Origin of the sequence: Nocardioides sp. BP30 (genome assembly GCF_029873215.1) — a bacterium.
Taxonomy (GTDB): domain Bacteria; phylum Actinomycetota; class Actinomycetes; order Propionibacteriales; family Nocardioidaceae; genus Nocardioides.
In genome coordinates, this window is sequence record NZ_CP123620.1 from 3,680,798 (window position 1) to 3,695,943 (window position 15,146).

The 15,146-nt window shown below is 70.4% G+C and carries 13 protein-coding genes; 5 read left to right on the forward strand and 8 right to left on the reverse strand.

Annotated features, from left to right (window positions below):
- Window positions 1-161: 161 nt before the first annotated feature.
- Both scpA and P5P86_RS17370 read right to left on the reverse strand, forming a co-directional pair.
- Window positions 162-2,288 carry a methylmalonyl-CoA mutase gene (gene scpA / locus P5P86_RS17365; protein ID WP_280611282.1) on the reverse strand — a complete coding sequence of 709 codons (2,127 nt, stop codon included), beginning with the start codon at window positions 2,286-2,288 and terminating at the stop codon, window positions 162-164.
- Window positions 2,289-2,317: 29 nt separating this feature from the next.
- Window positions 2,318-4,075: a methylmalonyl-CoA mutase family protein gene (locus P5P86_RS17370; protein WP_280608702.1), complete on the reverse strand. Its 1,758-nt coding sequence runs from the start codon at window positions 4,073-4,075 to the stop codon at window positions 2,318-2,320.
- A gap of 86 nt (window positions 4,076-4,161) precedes the next feature.
- Between P5P86_RS17370 and P5P86_RS17375 the strand changes: the two genes are divergently transcribed.
- A complete protein-coding gene (locus P5P86_RS17375; RefSeq protein WP_280608703.1) occupies window positions 4,162-4,638 on the forward strand; it encodes a hypothetical protein in 477 nt (158 codons plus the stop codon).
- A 245-nt stretch (window positions 4,639-4,883) separates the two neighbouring features.
- The gene (locus P5P86_RS17380; protein ID WP_280608704.1) at window positions 4,884-5,924 is read left to right on the forward strand and encodes a glycosyltransferase; all 1,041 of its coding nucleotides are present in this window, start codon (window positions 4,884-4,886) and stop codon (window positions 5,922-5,924) included.
- A 66-nt stretch (window positions 5,925-5,990) separates the two neighbouring features.
- Here the strand turns inward: P5P86_RS17380 and P5P86_RS17385 are convergent, their stop codons facing one another.
- On the reverse strand, window positions 5,991-6,875 hold the full coding sequence (locus tag P5P86_RS17385) for a LysR family transcriptional regulator (RefSeq protein ID WP_280608705.1): 885 nt from the start codon (window positions 6,873-6,875) through the stop codon (window positions 5,991-5,993).
- A gap of 197 nt (window positions 6,876-7,072) precedes the next feature.
- On the opposite strand from P5P86_RS17385, the gene P5P86_RS17390 reads away from it, so the two are divergent.
- From P5P86_RS17390 to P5P86_RS17400, 3 genes are read left to right on the forward strand one after another with little or no spacing between them, the layout of a single operon-like run.
- Window positions 7,073-7,780 carry a succinate dehydrogenase cytochrome b subunit gene (locus tag P5P86_RS17390; RefSeq protein WP_280608706.1) on the forward strand — a complete coding sequence of 236 codons (708 nt, stop codon included), beginning with the start codon at window positions 7,073-7,075 and terminating at the stop codon, window positions 7,778-7,780.
- Between the two features lie 8 nt (window positions 7,781-7,788).
- Window positions 7,789-9,852: a fumarate reductase/succinate dehydrogenase flavoprotein subunit gene (locus P5P86_RS17395; protein WP_280608707.1), complete on the forward strand. Its 2,064-nt coding sequence runs from the start codon at window positions 7,789-7,791 to the stop codon at window positions 9,850-9,852.
- Window positions 9,849-10,592 (forward strand): succinate dehydrogenase/fumarate reductase iron-sulfur subunit, encoded by a 744-nt coding sequence (locus P5P86_RS17400; RefSeq protein WP_280608708.1) that lies wholly within the window; start codon window positions 9,849-9,851, stop codon window positions 10,590-10,592. The genes P5P86_RS17395 and P5P86_RS17400 overlap by 4 nt, the downstream gene beginning before the upstream one ends.
- Before the next feature lie 344 nt (window positions 10,593-10,936).
- Here P5P86_RS17400 and P5P86_RS17405 read toward each other — a convergent pair whose 3' ends face one another.
- From P5P86_RS17405 to P5P86_RS17425, 5 genes are read right to left on the reverse strand one after another with little or no spacing between them, the layout of a single operon-like run.
- Window positions 10,937-11,158, reverse strand: a complete 222-nt coding sequence (locus P5P86_RS17405) for an SCO4848 family membrane protein (RefSeq protein ID WP_280608709.1) — start codon at window positions 11,156-11,158, stop codon at window positions 10,937-10,939.
- The gene (locus P5P86_RS17410) at window positions 11,155-12,189 is read right to left on the reverse strand and encodes a YihY/virulence factor BrkB family protein (protein WP_280608710.1); all 1,035 of its coding nucleotides are present in this window, start codon (window positions 12,187-12,189) and stop codon (window positions 11,155-11,157) included. Before P5P86_RS17410 ends, P5P86_RS17405 begins: the two co-directional genes overlap by 4 nt.
- Entirely contained in the window at window positions 12,189-12,713 is a 525-nt protein-coding gene (locus tag P5P86_RS17415) for a 2'-5' RNA ligase family protein (protein ID WP_280608711.1), read from the reverse strand. Before P5P86_RS17415 ends, P5P86_RS17410 begins: the two co-directional genes overlap by 1 nt.
- Window positions 12,714-12,722: 9 nt before the next feature.
- Complete coding sequence (gene trpS, locus P5P86_RS17420) at window positions 12,723-13,751, reverse strand: tryptophan--tRNA ligase (protein ID WP_280608712.1); 1,029 nt, start codon at window positions 13,749-13,751, stop codon at window positions 12,723-12,725.
- Between the two features lie 44 nt (window positions 13,752-13,795).
- Complete coding sequence (locus tag P5P86_RS17425) at window positions 13,796-15,016, reverse strand: MFS transporter (RefSeq protein WP_280608713.1); 1,221 nt, start codon at window positions 15,014-15,016, stop codon at window positions 13,796-13,798.
- Between the last annotated feature and the right edge of the window lie 130 nt (window positions 15,017-15,146).

The following is a 15,146-nucleotide window of genomic DNA, read 5'->3' on the forward strand; positions in this document are numbered from 1 at the left end:
AGGAGCCGCCCCGACGCTAGGGACCGGGAATGAACGAGCGGCGTCCACCCGTGAAAAGTAAAGATGCCGACCGGCGGCTGTCAGCCGTCTATTGGGTGAACCGTTTCAAAGGTTCGTCCATCAGGGCCGCCGCGACCGCTCACCGACCGCGCTGTGCCGGCTCAGACGTCCAGCTGCTCGCGCAGCCGGGCGAGGAGATCGAGCGCGGAGTCGGCGATGACGGTGCCGGGCAGGAAGACCGCCGAAGCACCCATTTCCCGCAGGGTGGGTACGTCGTCGGGCGGGATCACACCGCCGATGACGATCATGATGTCCGGCCGGCCCTGCTCGGCCAGCGCCTGCTTGAGCGCCGGCAGCAGCGTGAGGTGCCCGGCCGCGAGCGAGGAGACCCCCACGATGTGGACGTCGGCGTCCACCGCCTGCTGGGCGACCTCCTCGGGGGTGGAGAACAGCGGGCCTACGTCGACGTCGAAGCCGAGGTCGGCGAACGCGGAGACGACGACCTTCTGGCCGCGGTCGTGCCCGTCCTGGCCCATCTTGGCCACCAGGATGCGCGGGCGACGGCCCTCGGCCTCCTCGAACTCCTCGGTCGCCGCCAGCACGGCGGCGACGTTGCCGGCCTCGCCGGCCTCGTCGCGGTACACGCCGGAGATCGTACGGATCACCGCCTGGTGCCGGCCCCACACCTTCTCCATCGCGTCGCTGATCTCACCGACGGTGGCCTTGGCACGCGCGGCGTCGACGGCGAGCTCGAGGAGGTTGCCCTCGCCGGAGCCGGCGGCGTGCGTGATCGCCTCCAGGGTGCGCCGTACGTCGTCGTCGTCGCGCTCGGCGCGCAGCCGCTCCAGCTTCGCCACCTGCTGGCGGTAGACCTCGTCGTTGTCGACCTTGAGGACCTCGAGCGGGTCCTCGGCCGGCAGCCGGAACGTGTTGACGCCGATCACCTTCTGCTGACCGGAGTCGATCCGGGCCTGGGTGCGGGCGGCGGCCTCCTCGATGCGCATCTTCGGGATGCCCTGCTCGATGGCCTTGGCCATACCGCCTGCCGCCTCCGCCTCCTGGATGTGCGCCCAGGCGCGCTCGGCCAGGTCGTGGGTGAGCCGCTCCACGTAGTAGGAGCCGCCCCACGGGTCGATGGTGCCGGTGGTCCCGCTCTCCTGCTGCAGCAGGAGCTGGGTGTTGCGGGCGATGCGCGCGGAGAAGTCGGTCGGCAGCGCGATCGCCTCGTCGAGGGCGTTGGTGTGCAGCGACTGGGTGTGTCCCTGGGTCGCGGCCATCGCCTCGATCGCGGTGCGGCCGACGTTGTTGAAGACGTCCTGGGCCGTCAGCGACCAGCCGGAGGTCTGGGAGTGGGTGCGCAGGCTCAGCGACTTGGGGTTCGACGGATCGAACTGGCGCACCAGCCGCGACCACAGCGCGCGGGCGGCGCGCATCTTGGCGACCTCCATGAAGAAGTTCATCCCGATCGCCCAGAAGAACGACAGCCGCGGCGCGAAGGCATCGACGTCCATGCCGGCCGCCAGACCGGCGCGGATGTACTCCACGCCGTCGGCCAGCGTGTAGGCGAGCTCGAGGTCGGCCGTCGCTCCGGCCTCCTGCATGTGGTAGCCGGAGATGGAGATGGAGTTGAACCGCGGCATCCTCGTCGAGGTGAAGGCGAAGATGTCGGAGATGATCCGCATCGAGGGCACCGGCGGGTAGATATAGGTGTTGCGGACCATGAACTCCTTGAGGATGTCGTTCTGGATCGTCCCCGAGAGCTGCTCCGGCTTCACCCCCTGCTCCTCGGCAGCCGCGATGTAGAGCGCCATCACCGGCAGCACCGCGCCGTTCATCGTCATCGAGACCGACATCTGGTCCAGCGGGATCCCGTCGAACAGCGTGCGGGTGTCGTAGATCGAGTCGATCGCCACCCCCGCCATGCCGACATCCCCGCGCACCCGCGGGTGGTCGGAGTCGTAGCCGCGGTGGGTGGCCAGGTCGAACGCGACCGAGAGCCCCTTCTGACCGGCCGCGAGGTTGCGGCGGTAGAACGCGTTGGACTCCTCGGCGGTGGAGAACCCGGCGTACTGCCGGATGGTCCACGGCTGGGTGGTGTACATCGTCGGGTACGGGCCACGCAGGAACGGCGAGAGGCCGGGCCAGGTGTCCAGACCGTCGAGGCCCTCGACGTCGGCGGCGGTGTAGAGCGGCTTGATCTCGATGCCCTCGGGACTCTGCCACGCCTCCCCCGACCCGGTCGAGGAGCTGGACGTCCCGCTCGGCCCGGCGTCGGAGGCGGCGCGCAGCGGCAGGTCGGCGAAGGATTCAGGAACGGTCACGACAGCTTCTCCCGGACTCGGTGGAGGAAGGCGAGCGCATCCACGCCCATGGCGCAGGAGTCGTCGGCATACTCGACGGGCCTCCCGGCGACGACCACGTACGTCGCACCGGCCGCGCGGAGGGCTTCGGCCGCGGCCTGGCCCCACTCGGCGTAGGCGGTGTCGGCGCCGGCCAGGCACACGACCGGCTGGCCCTGGTAGGCAGCGGCCAGGTCGCTCGGCGAGGCGGTCGCCCCGGCGACGTCGACGCCGATGCCACCGGCGGCCAGCAGGTTGGTGGCGAAGGTCGCGCGGGCGGTGTGCTGGGCGATCGGACCCAGCGTGGCGAGGAAGACGTGTCCGGCCGCGGGGTGGTCGCGCATCTCCTCGAAGGAGGCGGCGTAGCGGCGCACCCGGTCGTTGAGGGGGTCGGCCGCACGCTCGGGGAGCGTCTCGGCGAGGTGGGGGAACTCCGAGACCCCGGTGATCGGGCGCCGGCGCTTGGCGATGTCGGCCTCGCGTCGCGCCACGACCTCGGCGATGCGGGTCCGGAGGGGCTCCAGGCCGTCGCGCTCGAGCAGCTGGAACTGCTCCCAGCCGGCGTTCGCCGCGTCCGAGGTGAGCTGCTCGACGGCGTACGCGCCTCCGGCCGGGTCGGTGACCGCTGCCACGTGCGACTCGTCGATGAGCAGGTGGTTCACGTTGCGGGCGATCCGGCGGCCGAAGCCCTCCGGTCGGCCGTTGGCCGAGTCGAACGGGAGAACGGTGACGGCGTCCGCTCCGCCCACGCCGGCCGCGAAGGCGGCGACCGTGCCGCGCAGCATGTTCACGTAGGGGTCGTACTTGCTGAGCATGGGACGCGAGGTGCAGGCGTGGATCCGCATCGCACCCGGCTGCTCGCCCGACTGCTCGCTCGACTGGGGCTCGGCGCCCACCCCCGACAGCTCCAGCACGCGGGTCCACAGCTGGCGCGCGGCGCGCAGCTTGGCGATCGTGGGGAACTGCTCGTCGGTGGCCGCGAAGCGGAACTCGATCATCCCGGCGGCCTGCGCGACGGTGTGGCCGGCCGCTGTCAGCGCCCGCAGGTACTGGGTGGCGACGTAGATCCCGTAGCCCAGCTCCTGGGCGTCGCTGGCGCCGAGGTCGTGCGCGGCAGTGGCGTCGGCGACCGCCGCCAGGATGCCGTGTCGCTGGGCCAGGCGTGCCACCTCGACGAGCTCGGCGAAGGAGCTGTCGGCCGAGGGGCCGTCGGCCTCGGCACCTCGCAGGGAGGCACCGACCGGGTCGGCGCCGAGGTTCGTGTGCGGGTGCAGATCGACGCCGCGCCCGTCGGCGTACGCCACGAACGTCTCGGCGACCTGCAGCGACCCCGTCGGGGCGTCGAGCACGACCGGCGCCAGGTCCAGCAGTACGCCGTCGAGGGTCCTTGCGAGATCGGTCCGCGGGTCCGCGCTCACCCACAGGCTGGTCACGCCGCCGTCCAGATCGACCAGCGCGGCCTCGTTGGCCCGCTTCGCATCGGGGTCGGCGACCAGCGAGCGGATGTCCCACGCCCCGGTACGGGCGGGACGCACGGTGACGCTGTCGCCGCCGGGGACCCCCAGCGGCGTCACGCCGATGCCGTCCAGCGTCGTGCGGGTCAGCTTGGCCCACACCACGCTGTCGGGGTCGCCCTCGCCGATGCGGCCGCTCTTGCGCAGCACGGCGGCGGCGCCCTTCTCCCACTCCTCGCGGGTGTGAGCGTCCTCGGGCTGGGTGAGCTCGATGGAGGTCATGCGCGCACATTAGGCAGGGCGAGTGAAGTCCGCCACAGAGTGTGACGTTCCCGACCTGCGGCGCGCTGCGGACCTAGGGTGAGCGCGTGCGAGCGACCGATCCCGCCGGCGTCACCTACCGCGTGCGGCGGCGCTGGCTGCCCTGGCGGTGGCGCAGGAGGTTCTCCGCGCGCCCCTGGGACCCGGACCCGCTCGCGGGCATCGACCTCGCCGACAGCGTCACCGGAGCGATCCTCGGTGCTCTGGGCGCCATCGCCGTGGCGATCGTCCTACCGATCCTCATCCTGACGCTGATCACCGGGGCCGAGTTCCTCCTGCTCCTGCTGGTGCTTCCGATCGCTCTCGGAGCCCGGCTCTTCGGCAGGCACTGGCAGGTCGAGGTGCGCCGCGGATGGCGCCTCCTCTACGAGGTCGACGGCGGTGACTGGAACCGCTCGCGGCGGGTGATCGCCGACCTCGTCGAGCGGATCCGACTCGGCCGACTGGAGCAGGGTCGGCTCCTCGGCAGCGCCGAGCGGACCGGGCGAGCCGATCGGCGCGCGCAACGGCCGACCTCCTCCTGAGCATCCCGCTCGACCGACCTTCCCTCCGTCGCGACGGCACCAGCCGGATCATGATCGGCTCGGTCACGATGACGTTCCTCCGCCTGGCCGACAGCACCCAGGTGAGGGTCGACGCCTACCGGGCCGGGGTGGCCGCCACGCTGATCGCCGAGCAGCGGCAGAGAACAGCCTGCCTGCGGAGGAGTTCAGCCGACATCCACTCGCCGATCGCCCTCCCGCCACCTGGAACAGGCACCGTCGTTCACATGAGGATCGCGCTCGTCACCGACACCTTCTACCCCGCGACGGACGGCGCCACCACCACGCTCAAGGCGATCGCCGACCGGCTCATCGAGACCGGCCACGAGGTGCAGTTCATCGCACCGGGTCCGGGCCTGACCAGCTACAACCGCAGCCGCGTCGTACGGGTGAACCCGATCGCGAAGCCGGGCGGCCAGGTGCGGGCGGCACTCGCACGGTTCGAGCCCGACCTGGTGCACGTCACCAACCCCGGCCGGCTCGGCCGCAAGGCGCTCAAGCACGCCCGGACGCTCGGCCTGCGCACCGTGGCCGTCCAGCAGTCGCCGGTGCCCGACGCCACCGCCGAGTACTGGCGCTCGCGGGTCGCCGACCGCGCGGACCGGCTCGTCGTCACCGCCCGCTGGATGGTCGAGCGGCTCGCCGACCTCGACGTCGAGGCCGAGCTGTGGCTGCCCGGTGTCGACACGGCGGCGTTCTCCCCCACGCTGCGCGATCCGTGGCTGGCGGAGAAGTGGTCGCGCGCACGCCGACCCGACGGCCCTCGGATCGTCGTCGGGTACGTCGGTGCGCTCGCCAAGCGCCACGGCGTGCGCCAGCTGGCGGCACTGCGCACCGTGCCCGGCATCCGGCCGGTGATCATCGGCGACGGCGCCCAGCGCGGCTGGCTCGAGCAGCGGCTGCCCGAGGCGCGGTTCACCGGTCCGCTCGCCTGCGGTGACCTGGCCACGGCCCTGGCCTCCCTCGACGTCCTGGTCCACCCCGGCGCCGCCGAGACCTGCAGCCACGCGCTGCGCGAGGCGGCGGCCAGCGGCCTCCCGGTGGTCGCACCGCGGTCCGGCGGCGCCGTCGGCGTCGTACGACACCTGGAGACCGGACTGCTCTACGACCCGGTCGACGAGGGCGGGCTGGCCGATGCGGTCGCCGCGGTCGCCGCGGACCCTCGCCGCCGGCTTCTCGGCGAGCGCGCCCGAGAGCTGGCGCTGGCGCGCAGCTGGCGCGACGCGGTGGACGAGTTGGTCGCGCCGTACGTGCTGGCGACCGTGTGACACCACCTCGTCACAGCACCTCGTAGCACCACCTCGTCGCCGACGGGCTCGTGAGGTCGCGCCGCGTCAGGCGAATCCCTCGCGGAGGAACGTCGAGAGCCGGCGCGTGGCCGGCGCGGGAACGCTCGCGCTCCAGGCCAGCGCGATGGCACGGTGATGCCCCGTGCCGGCCAGCGGGCGCTCCGCGATCCCCGGCGGGGTGCGCTCGTCATGAGGCAGCAGGGCGATGCCGAGGCCGCGGCTGATCAGCTCGCGGATGGTGGCGAACTCGGTCACCTCGATCGCAACGTCGGGCGTGAAGCCGGCGTCGTGACACCAGCGCTCGGTGAGCTGGCGCAGGTTGTAGCTGGCGGGATTGGCGATGAACGTCTCCTCGCGCAGGTCCTCGAGCCGGATGCGATCGGCGTCGGCGAGGCGGTGGTCCTCCGGCAGCAGCACGTGGATCTGCTGCGTCCCGACGAGGACGTGCTGCAACCGCTCCGGGGCGGGGATGGTCAGGGCCAGGTCGAGGCTACCGGCCAACAGGTCGGCGCTCAGCTGCGCGCCGTGCGCCTGCTTCAGGGCCACCCGGATCCCGGGATGCCGCCGCCGGAACTCGACGAGCAGGTCGGGGATGAGGCCCGAGCCCATCGTGAGGGGGAAGCCGAACCGGACGGTTCCACTGTCGGGATCCGCCTCACCGGTGATCGCACCGACCACGCGCTCGAGGTCGCGCAGGGGCTCCCGCACCTGGCGGGCAAGCTGTTGGGCGGCCGGCGTGAGGCGTACGACGCGGCCGTCGTGGATCAGCAGCGGCAGACCGAGGTCGTGCTCGAGCGCGTGGATCCGTCGGCTCATCGACGACTGCGGGACGCCGAGGGTCGCCGCTGCCCGCGTCATGTGGCAGTCGTTCTCGGCCAGCGCCACCAGGGCGGCGAGGTGGGGTGAGAGCTTGCGCAGCCATTGATCCACGAACGGATCATATCGACCTGATCGTTCATTGGACGGAACGGACCGTCGTGGGGCAAGGTAAGCCTTACTCACTGCTTCGACGGCAGTCGCGCGGCGGACCTGGAGCCTGCCTGAACCCGTACCGGCCGGTAACGGGTTATTTGTCACACCCTCCCCCGCGTTCGCGACGACGGTCACAAAGAGTACGGTGTCGTCCCGTGGCAACGACCGAACTCGTCAAGGGAGTGCGTGCGACGCGCTCGACGATCGCGCTGAAGCTGGCCATGGCCACCAGCGGGATCATCTTCATCATCTTCGTGCTCCTGCATATGTACGGCAACCTCAAGGCCTTCGCCGGCCACGACGCCTACAACACCTATGCGGAGCACCTGCGGACGCTGGGCACGCCGATGCTGCCCCACTCCGGCTTCCTCTGGATCCTGCGCGCGGTCCTCATCGTCTCGCTGGTGGTGCACGTGGCCTCGGCCGTCGCGCTGTGGCGACGCGCCAACCGGGCCCGCAGCACCCGCTACCAGGTCAAGAAGAACGTGGCCTCGTCGATCTCCAGCCGCACCATGCGCTGGGGCGGCCTGACGCTGCTGCTCTTCATCGTCTGGCACCTGCTCGAGTTCACGATCGGCAAGATCAACGTCTCCGGTGGCGCGACCAACGACCCGTACAACCTGCTCGTGGACAGCTTCGGCGGCAGCTCGTGGTGGATGGGCGTCATCTACCTGATCGCGATGCTCTGCCTGGGCCTCCACCTGCACCACGGCACCTTCAGCGCCTGCCAGACCCTCGGCTGGACCAACACCGCCGACTCCCGGGCGCGCGCCCGCATCGCCGGCTGGGTGGTCGCGATCGTGATCGCCGGCGGCTTCTCGCTGGTTCCCCTGTTCACCATCTTCGGCGTCATCACGAAGTAAGGCATCCCATGGCATCCTCCACTGCAGATCTCTCCGGTCTCGTCGCCCACAACGAGCCGTCCGTCCAGGTCTCCGACGACGCCGCCGGCTTCTACGAGCTCGGCGACAAGCTCGTCGACCCGAAGGCACCGACCGGTCCGATCGCGACCCGCTGGACCAACCGCAAGTTCGAGAACCGCCTGGTCAACCCGGCCAACCGGCGCAAGCTCGAGGTCATCATCGTCGGCACCGGCCTCGCCGGTGGCGCGGCCGCGGCGACCCTGGGCGAGGCCGGCTACAACGTGAAGTCGTTCTTCTACCAGGACTCCCCGCGCCGGGCCCACTCGATCGCCGCCCAGGGCGGCATCAACGCGGCGAAGAACTACAAGGAGGACGGCGACTCGGTCTACCGCCTCTTCTACGACACGGTCAAGGGCGGCGACTACCGCTCGCGCGAGTCGAACGTCTACCGCCTGGCCGAGGTCTCGGCCAACATCATCGACCAGTGCGTCGCACAGGGCGTCCCGTTCGCCCGCGAGTACGGCGGCCTCCTCGACAACCGCTCCTTCGGCGGCGTCCAGGTCTCCCGCACGTTCTACGCCCGCGGCCAGACGGGCCAGCAGCTGCTGCTCGGTGCCTACCAGGCGCTGGAGCGTCAGGTCGCCGCCGGCACGGTGACGCCGTACAGCCGTCACGAGATGCTCGACGTGGTCATCGTCGACGGCAAGGCCCGCGGCATCATCGCCCGCGACATGGTCACCGGCGAGATCGAGACCCACCTCGCGGATGCGGTCGTGCTCGCCACGGGCGGCTACGGCAACGTCTACTACCTCTCGACCAACGCGATGGGCTCCAACGTCACCGCCGCGTGGCGTGCCCACCGCAAGGGCGCCTACATGGCCAACCCCTGCTACACGCAGATCCACCCGACCTGCATCCCGGTGACGGGCGCGCACCAGTCGAAGCTGACCCTGATGTCGGAGTCCCTGCGCAACGACGGCCGGATGTGGGTGCCGAAGAAGGCCGAGGACTGCGCCAAGGACCCGCGTGACATCCCCGAGGAGGACCGCGACTACTTCCTGGAGCGGATCTACCCCTCCTTCGGCAACCTGGTCCCCCGTGACATCGCCTCGCGGGCAGCGAAGTACATGTGCGACGAGGGCCGCGGTGTCGGCCCCCAGGTGGACGAGACGGACAAGGACGGCAACCACGTCAAGGTCCGTCGCGGGGTCTACCTCGACCTCGGTGCGGCGATCGCGCGGCTCGGCAAGGAGGCGATCGAGGAGAAGTACGACAACCTCCTCGACATGTACGAGCGCATCACCGGCGAGGACCCCTACCAGGTCCCGATGCGCATCTACCCGGCCGTGCACTACGTGATGGGCGGGCTGTGGGTCGGCTACGACCTGCAGACGAACATCGACGGCCTGTTCTGCACCGGCGAGGCCAACTTCTCCGACCACGGCGCCAACCGCCTCGGCGCCTCGGCGCTGATGCAGGGTCTCTCCGACGGTTACTTCGTCCTGCCGAACACCATCCGCGACTACCTCGCCGACGGGCCGTTCGAGAAGATCGACGAGAACCACCCGGCGGTGCTGGAGGCGCGTGCCGGCGTGCAGGCCCAGATCGACAAGTTCCTGTCGATCAACGGCACCCGCTCGGTCGAGTCCATCCACAAGGAGCTCGGCCAGATCATGTGGGAGTACTGCGGCATGGAGCGGACCAAGGAGGGCCTCACCGAGGCCATCGCCAAGATCCGCGACCTCAAGAAGGAGTTCTGGACCAACGTGAAGGTCCTCGGCTCGGCCGACTCCCTCAACCAGGATCTCGAGAAGGCCGGCCGCGTGGCCGACTTCATCGAGCTGGGCGAGCTCATGTGCATCGACGCGCTGAATCGTCGCGAGTCCTGCGGCGGCCACTTCCGCGCCGAGTCGCAGACCCCTGAGGGCGAGGCGCTGCGCCACGACGAGGAGTTCGCCTACGTCGCGGCCTGGGAGTGGGGCGGTGACTCGCTCGAGGGCGGCAAGCCGGTCCTGCACAAGGAAGACCTGATCTACACGGCCATCGAGATGAAGCAGCGGAGCTACAAGTGAACCTGACCCTGAAGATCTGGCGGCAGGCCGACGCGACCTCCGCCGGTGCGATGCACACCTACTCGCTCGACGGCGTCTCGGAGGACATGAGCTTCCTCGAGATGCTCGACCTGCTCAACGAGCAGCTGGTCACCCACGGCGAGGAGCCGGTGGCGTTCGACTCCGACTGTCGCGAGGGCATCTGCGGCATGTGTTCGCTGATGATCAACGGCCAGGCACATGGGCCGGAGGTCACCACGACCTGCCAGCTGCACATGCGCTCGTTCTCCGACGGTGACACGATCACCATCGAGCCGTGGCGCGCCGACCCGTTCCCGGTCGTCAAGGACCTGATCGTCGACCGCTCCGCGTTCGACCGGATCATCGCCAACGGCGGCTACATCTCCGCCAACACCGGCTCGGCGCCCGAGGCCAACTCGGTGCCGGCGCCGCGCGACAAGGCCATGCGTGCGTTCAACGTGGCGACCTGCATCGGTTGCGGTGCCTGCGTGGCGGCCTGCCCGAACGGCTCGGCCTCGCTGTTCCTCGGCGCCAAGATCACCCACCTCGGTGAGCTGCCGCAGGGTCAGCCGGAGCGCTACACCCGCGTCTCCACCATGGTCGCCCAGCACGACCACGAGGGCTTCGGTGGCTGCACCAACATCGGTGAGTGCGCCGCGGCCTGCCCCAAGGAGATCCCGCTCGACGTCATCTCGCAGCTCAACAAGGACCTGCGTACCGCGATCAAGCACGGACTCTGACCCCGCCGAGAGGTCACCTTTCGCGGGTCGAGAGGTCACCTTTCGCGGGTTGATAGGTCGGTTTCTGTCGGTGCCCCCATCCGTCCGGGTGGGGGCACCGACCTTTTCCCGTACGGCGAGATCGGCTCACGCGACGTCGGCCACCACGATCGTGAATCGTCGGGCTCCCCCGCCGCCATCACCGCTGCGGCGACCCGCTCGGCCGCCTCCTGCACCCCGGCGGCGGCTGCGACCGGGTCAGGCGTCGGTCGCCGGTGGCACGCGCCCGACGTCTCGCGTCTGACGCAGGGCAGGGTCAAGCGGTCCACGCGGACACTCGGCCCGCAGAAGGTGACGTCTCGGCGTCAGCGGTTGCGTAGCGCCTTGAGTCCGAGCGACCCGAGCACTCCCCCGATGACAGCGTTGACCACGATCAGCACCGCGTGCGCGACGTAGTACGGGCGCGGCCGGCTCTGCTCGGGATCCCGCGCCGTCCTGGCCAGGTTCTTGGCGAAGTTGGACCACGTCACCAGGTTCCAGATGCCGATGACGAGCAGCAGCGCACCGTGGCGCTTCTCGAGCTTCACTTCTTCCTCCTCAGGGTCGCGAACAGACTGGCCAGCACTGCCATCGTGGCAGCCCCGGCGGCGAAGGTGATGACCGGGGAGGCCGCCGTACCCGCGTGCGGGACGACCTCGAGCGTCGGTGTCGAGGGCCCCTGCACCGGTGCCGCCGGCGCCACCTTCGGAGCCTCCGAGGTGAGCGCGTAGGCGGCGGCGTAGAGCGTCAGCCGGGAGAAGTAGTTGATCCACACCAGCAGGATCAACGCGATGCCGAACGCCTGGAACGCCGGCTGTCCGCGGGCCGAGTTCAGCAGCAGCCCGGAGAGCTGCTTGAGGATCTCGAAGCCGACCGCGCCGAGGGCGGCGCCCTTCCACAGCGACCGGCGCTCCAGGTCCGGATGGGCCAGCAGCACGAACATGGCGAAGAACAGCAGCGCGTTGGCGGCCAGGCCGACCACGACCGTCAGGACGGCCAGCAGCCAGTCGAGGCCGGTGGAGATCCCGATCGCGTCCAGGACGTCGGCGGAGAAGCCGCGGACGAAGCCTGTGACCGCCACCGCCACGAGCAGCACCAGACCGAGCACCACCAGGGTGGCGAGGTCGCGGAGCTTGGCGACGATGAAGTTGGGCCGCTCGCGGGCAGGGGTCCCGAAGACGGCCAGGAGGGCCGACTGGAGGGAGGACAGCCAGCCGAGGCCGGCGTACAGCAGACCCACCAGCCCGAAGACGCCGACAGCGCCCGCCGCATCCTGGATCTGGCCCATCGAGATCTGCCCGGTGCCGGACCCGACCAGGCCCGGCAGCACGTCGTTGATGGCGTGGTGCAGCGCCTGCCGGGCGTCCGGGTAGACCTTGGCCACCCAGCCCACGACGAAGAACGCCAGTGCCATGATCGGGAAGAACGACAAGAAGGCGAAGTACGTCGCCGCGCCGGCCTGCTGGGAGGCTCCGACCCGGCCGTAGTGCTCCTGCATGCGCACCAGGTGGTCGACCCACGGCCGTCGGGCACGGACCTCCTCGATCCGCGCCGTGATCCGATCCTTCAGGCTCGCCATCAGCGCGTGACGACGGCCCGGAGGGGGAAGGTCCTGCTCGGGACCCAGCCGGCCACGTCGTCGTGCACGTAGAGCACGAACGACTCCACCTCGAAGCGCGCCTCGAAGTCAGCCAGGTCGGCGAAGGCCCGATCGAGGATGGCGTCGTCGACCTCGTGGGCGATCGTCACGTGCGGGTGGTACGGGTAGGCGAGGTCGACCCCGAGCGGGCCGCTGCGGACCTCGTGCTCGAGGCGCTCGCAGCCCGAGATCCCCTCGGCCAGGGCGACGAAGACGACCGGCGAGAGCGGGCGGAACGTCGCCGTACCGCGCAGATGCACGGTGAACGGCGTCACAGCCTCGGCGGCCGCGCCGAGGTGACGCTCGACCTCGGCGGCCACGCTGGGCGCCAGGTCGACCGGCGGAACCAGGGTGATGTGCGGCGGGATGTGCTCGGCCATCGGGTCGCCGATCGACTCCCGGTAGCGCTGGAGCCGACTGCCCCAGGGCTCCGGGATCGGGACGGCCACGCCGATCGTGCGCACGAGTCGACCCTAGCGACCGGCCGGCACGAGGCCCACGCGGTCGTACACGTCTGCCAGCGTCCGGGAGGCGACCGCCCTGGCGCGCTCGGCGCCCTGGGCGAGGACCTGGTTGAGGTACGCCTCGTCCGCGAGCAGCTCGTGGGTGCGGGTGCGGAACGGCGTGACGAAGTCGACCACGACCTCGGCCAGGTCCTTCTTGAAGTCGCCGTAGCCGCGCCCGGCGTACTTCTCCTCCAGGGTGGCGATCTCGGCGCCGGTCAGCGCCGCATAGATCCGCAGGAGGTTGGAGACGCCGGGCTTCTCGGCCTCGTCGAAGCGGACCTCTGAGCCCGAGTCCGTCACGGCCGAGCGGATCTTCTTCGCGTTGACCGCAGGATCGTCCAGCATGTCGATCAGGCCGTTGGGGCTCGACGCCGACTTCGACATCTTGCTGGTCGGGTCCTGCAGGTCGTAGATCTTCGCCGTCTCCTTGAGGATGTACGGGTCCGGGACGCGGAAGGTCTTCTTGTAGCGGCTGTTGAACCGCTGCGCGAGGTCGCGGGTCAGCTCCAGGTGCTGGCGCTGGTCCTCACCGACCGGGACGTAGGCAGGCCGGTAGAGCAGGATGTCGGCCGCCATCAGCATCGGGTAGGCGAACAGGCCCACGCTGGAGGCACCCTCGCCACCCTTGGCCGACTTGTCCTTGAACTGCGTCATCCGCCGCGCCTCGCCGAAGCCGGTCAGGCACTGCATGATCCAGCCGAGCTCGGCGTGCTCGGGCAGGTGGGACTGCACGAAGATCGCGCTGCGCTCGGGGTCGACGCCCGCCGCGAGCAGCTGCGCGGCCGCCACCCGGGTCCGCCGGCGCAGCACCTTCGGGTCCTGCTCGACGGTGAGCGCGTGCAGGTCGGCGATGAAGAAGAACGGCTCGTAGCCCTCCTGCAGGTCCGCCCAGTTACGCACGGCACCGAGGTAGTTGCCGAGGTGATAGCTGTCCGCGGTCGGCTGGATCCCGGAGAGGACCCGCGGCCGCGTGGCGGGGGCGGTGCTGTCGGACATGCCCCCATTGTGTCAGTACGACGGGGCCGTTCTCGCAGCCGGCGTCATTCTGTCAGGGCCGCCCTGACAGCAGTGCGATGCGCCGACACACTCGCCATCAGGATCGCGACGCCGACCACCGCCAGCCCGGCCCCCGCCAGCGCCGGCGCGCGGTAGCTGTAGCCGGCGTCGATGACCACCCCGCCGATCCAGGCGCCCAGCGCGTTGGCGACGTTGAGCGCTGCATGCATCATCGCGGCGCCGAGCGTCACGGCGTCGCCGGCCACGTCCATCAGGCGCACCTGCATCGAGGTGGCGACCACCGAGCCGACCAGGGCGACCACGAAGGCGACCGGCCACAGCAACCATCCGACCGGAGCGACCAGCCAGAAGATCAGCATCATCACGATGCTCGCGGCACTGAACAGCACCAGCGTGCGCAGCACGGACCAGCGCACCAGCTCGCCGGCCAGCCAGGTGCCGACCACCATGCCGAGGCCGTAGCCCAGGACGAAGACCGGCGTCCAGTCGTTCGAGAGGTGCGCGACCGTGGTGACGGTCTTGGCGATGTAGGAGTAGGTGGCGAACAGGCCACCGAAGCCCAGCGCGCCGGCCACCATGGTGAGCCAGACCTGCTTGTTCGTGAAGAACGAGCTCGCCTCGCCGCGCGCGCTCGACCCCTCGGCGGGCGCGACCCTGGGCACGAAGCGCCAGATCATGGCCGCGGTCAGGGCAGCGAGCAGCGCCGAGACGACGTACGGCGCCCGCCAGCCCCCGTGCTCACCGAGCCAGGTGCTGGCCGGCACGCCGACCACGTTGGCGATGGAGAGCCCGAGCATCACCCGTGCGATCGCCCGACCCCGGTGACGCGGGTCGGCCAGCTCGGCGGCGACCAGCGAGGCCACACCGAAGTAGGCCCCGTGCGGCAGGCCGTCGAGGAAGCGGGCCAGCATCAGCAGCCCGTACGACGAGGCCACGGCGCTGAGCAGGTTGAAGACGCCGTACGCCGCCATCAGGCCCATCAACAGGCCCTTGCGGGGCAGGGTCGCACCGAACATCCCCAGGATGGGGACGCCCACCACCACGCCCAGGGCGTACGCCGAGATCACGTGGCCGGCCTGCGGCACCGAGACGCCGACGCCGTCGGCCACCTCGGGCAGGATGCCCATCGTCTGGAACTCGGTGGTGCCGATCGCGAAGCCGCCGATGGCCAGCGCCAGGATGGCCAGGCGGTAGCCGCGCGTCCTGGTCTCGACCGCCTCGGAGGTCGGTGCGCTGACGGTCATGAGCTCGCTCTCTGAGGGTGGTGGGGGAACAGCAGTCTGCAACCCCGGGCTGCTCGGGGCCTATTCCGGAGGTTCCCGGTAACGGTGGTCACTCGACCCGCGAAAGGTGACCGGTCGACCCGCCGAACGT

What these genes read in the sequence shown, in the direction of transcription:
- P5P86_RS17370 (WP_280608702.1), bottom strand. Translation starts at nt 4,075, where the DNA reads ATGACCTCCATCGAGCTCACCCAGCCCGAGGACGCTCACACCCGCGAG.
- P5P86_RS17380 (WP_280608704.1), top strand. Translation starts at nt 4,884, where the DNA reads ATGAGGATCGCGCTCGTCACCGACACCTTCTACCCCGCGACGGACGGC.
- P5P86_RS17395 (WP_280608707.1), top strand. Translation starts at nt 7,789, where the DNA reads ATGGCATCCTCCACTGCAGATCTCTCCGGTCTCGTCGCCCACAACGAG.
- P5P86_RS17410 (WP_280608710.1), bottom strand. Translation starts at nt 12,189, where the DNA reads ATGGCGAGCCTGAAGGATCGGATCACGGCGCGGATCGAGGAGGTCCGT.
- trpS (WP_280608712.1), bottom strand. Translation starts at nt 13,751, where the DNA reads ATGTCCGACAGCACCGCCCCCGCCACGCGGCCGCGGGTCCTCTCCGGG.
- P5P86_RS17425 (WP_280608713.1), bottom strand. Translation starts at nt 15,016, where the DNA reads ATGACCGTCAGCGCACCGACCTCCGAGGCGGTCGAGACCAGGACGCGC.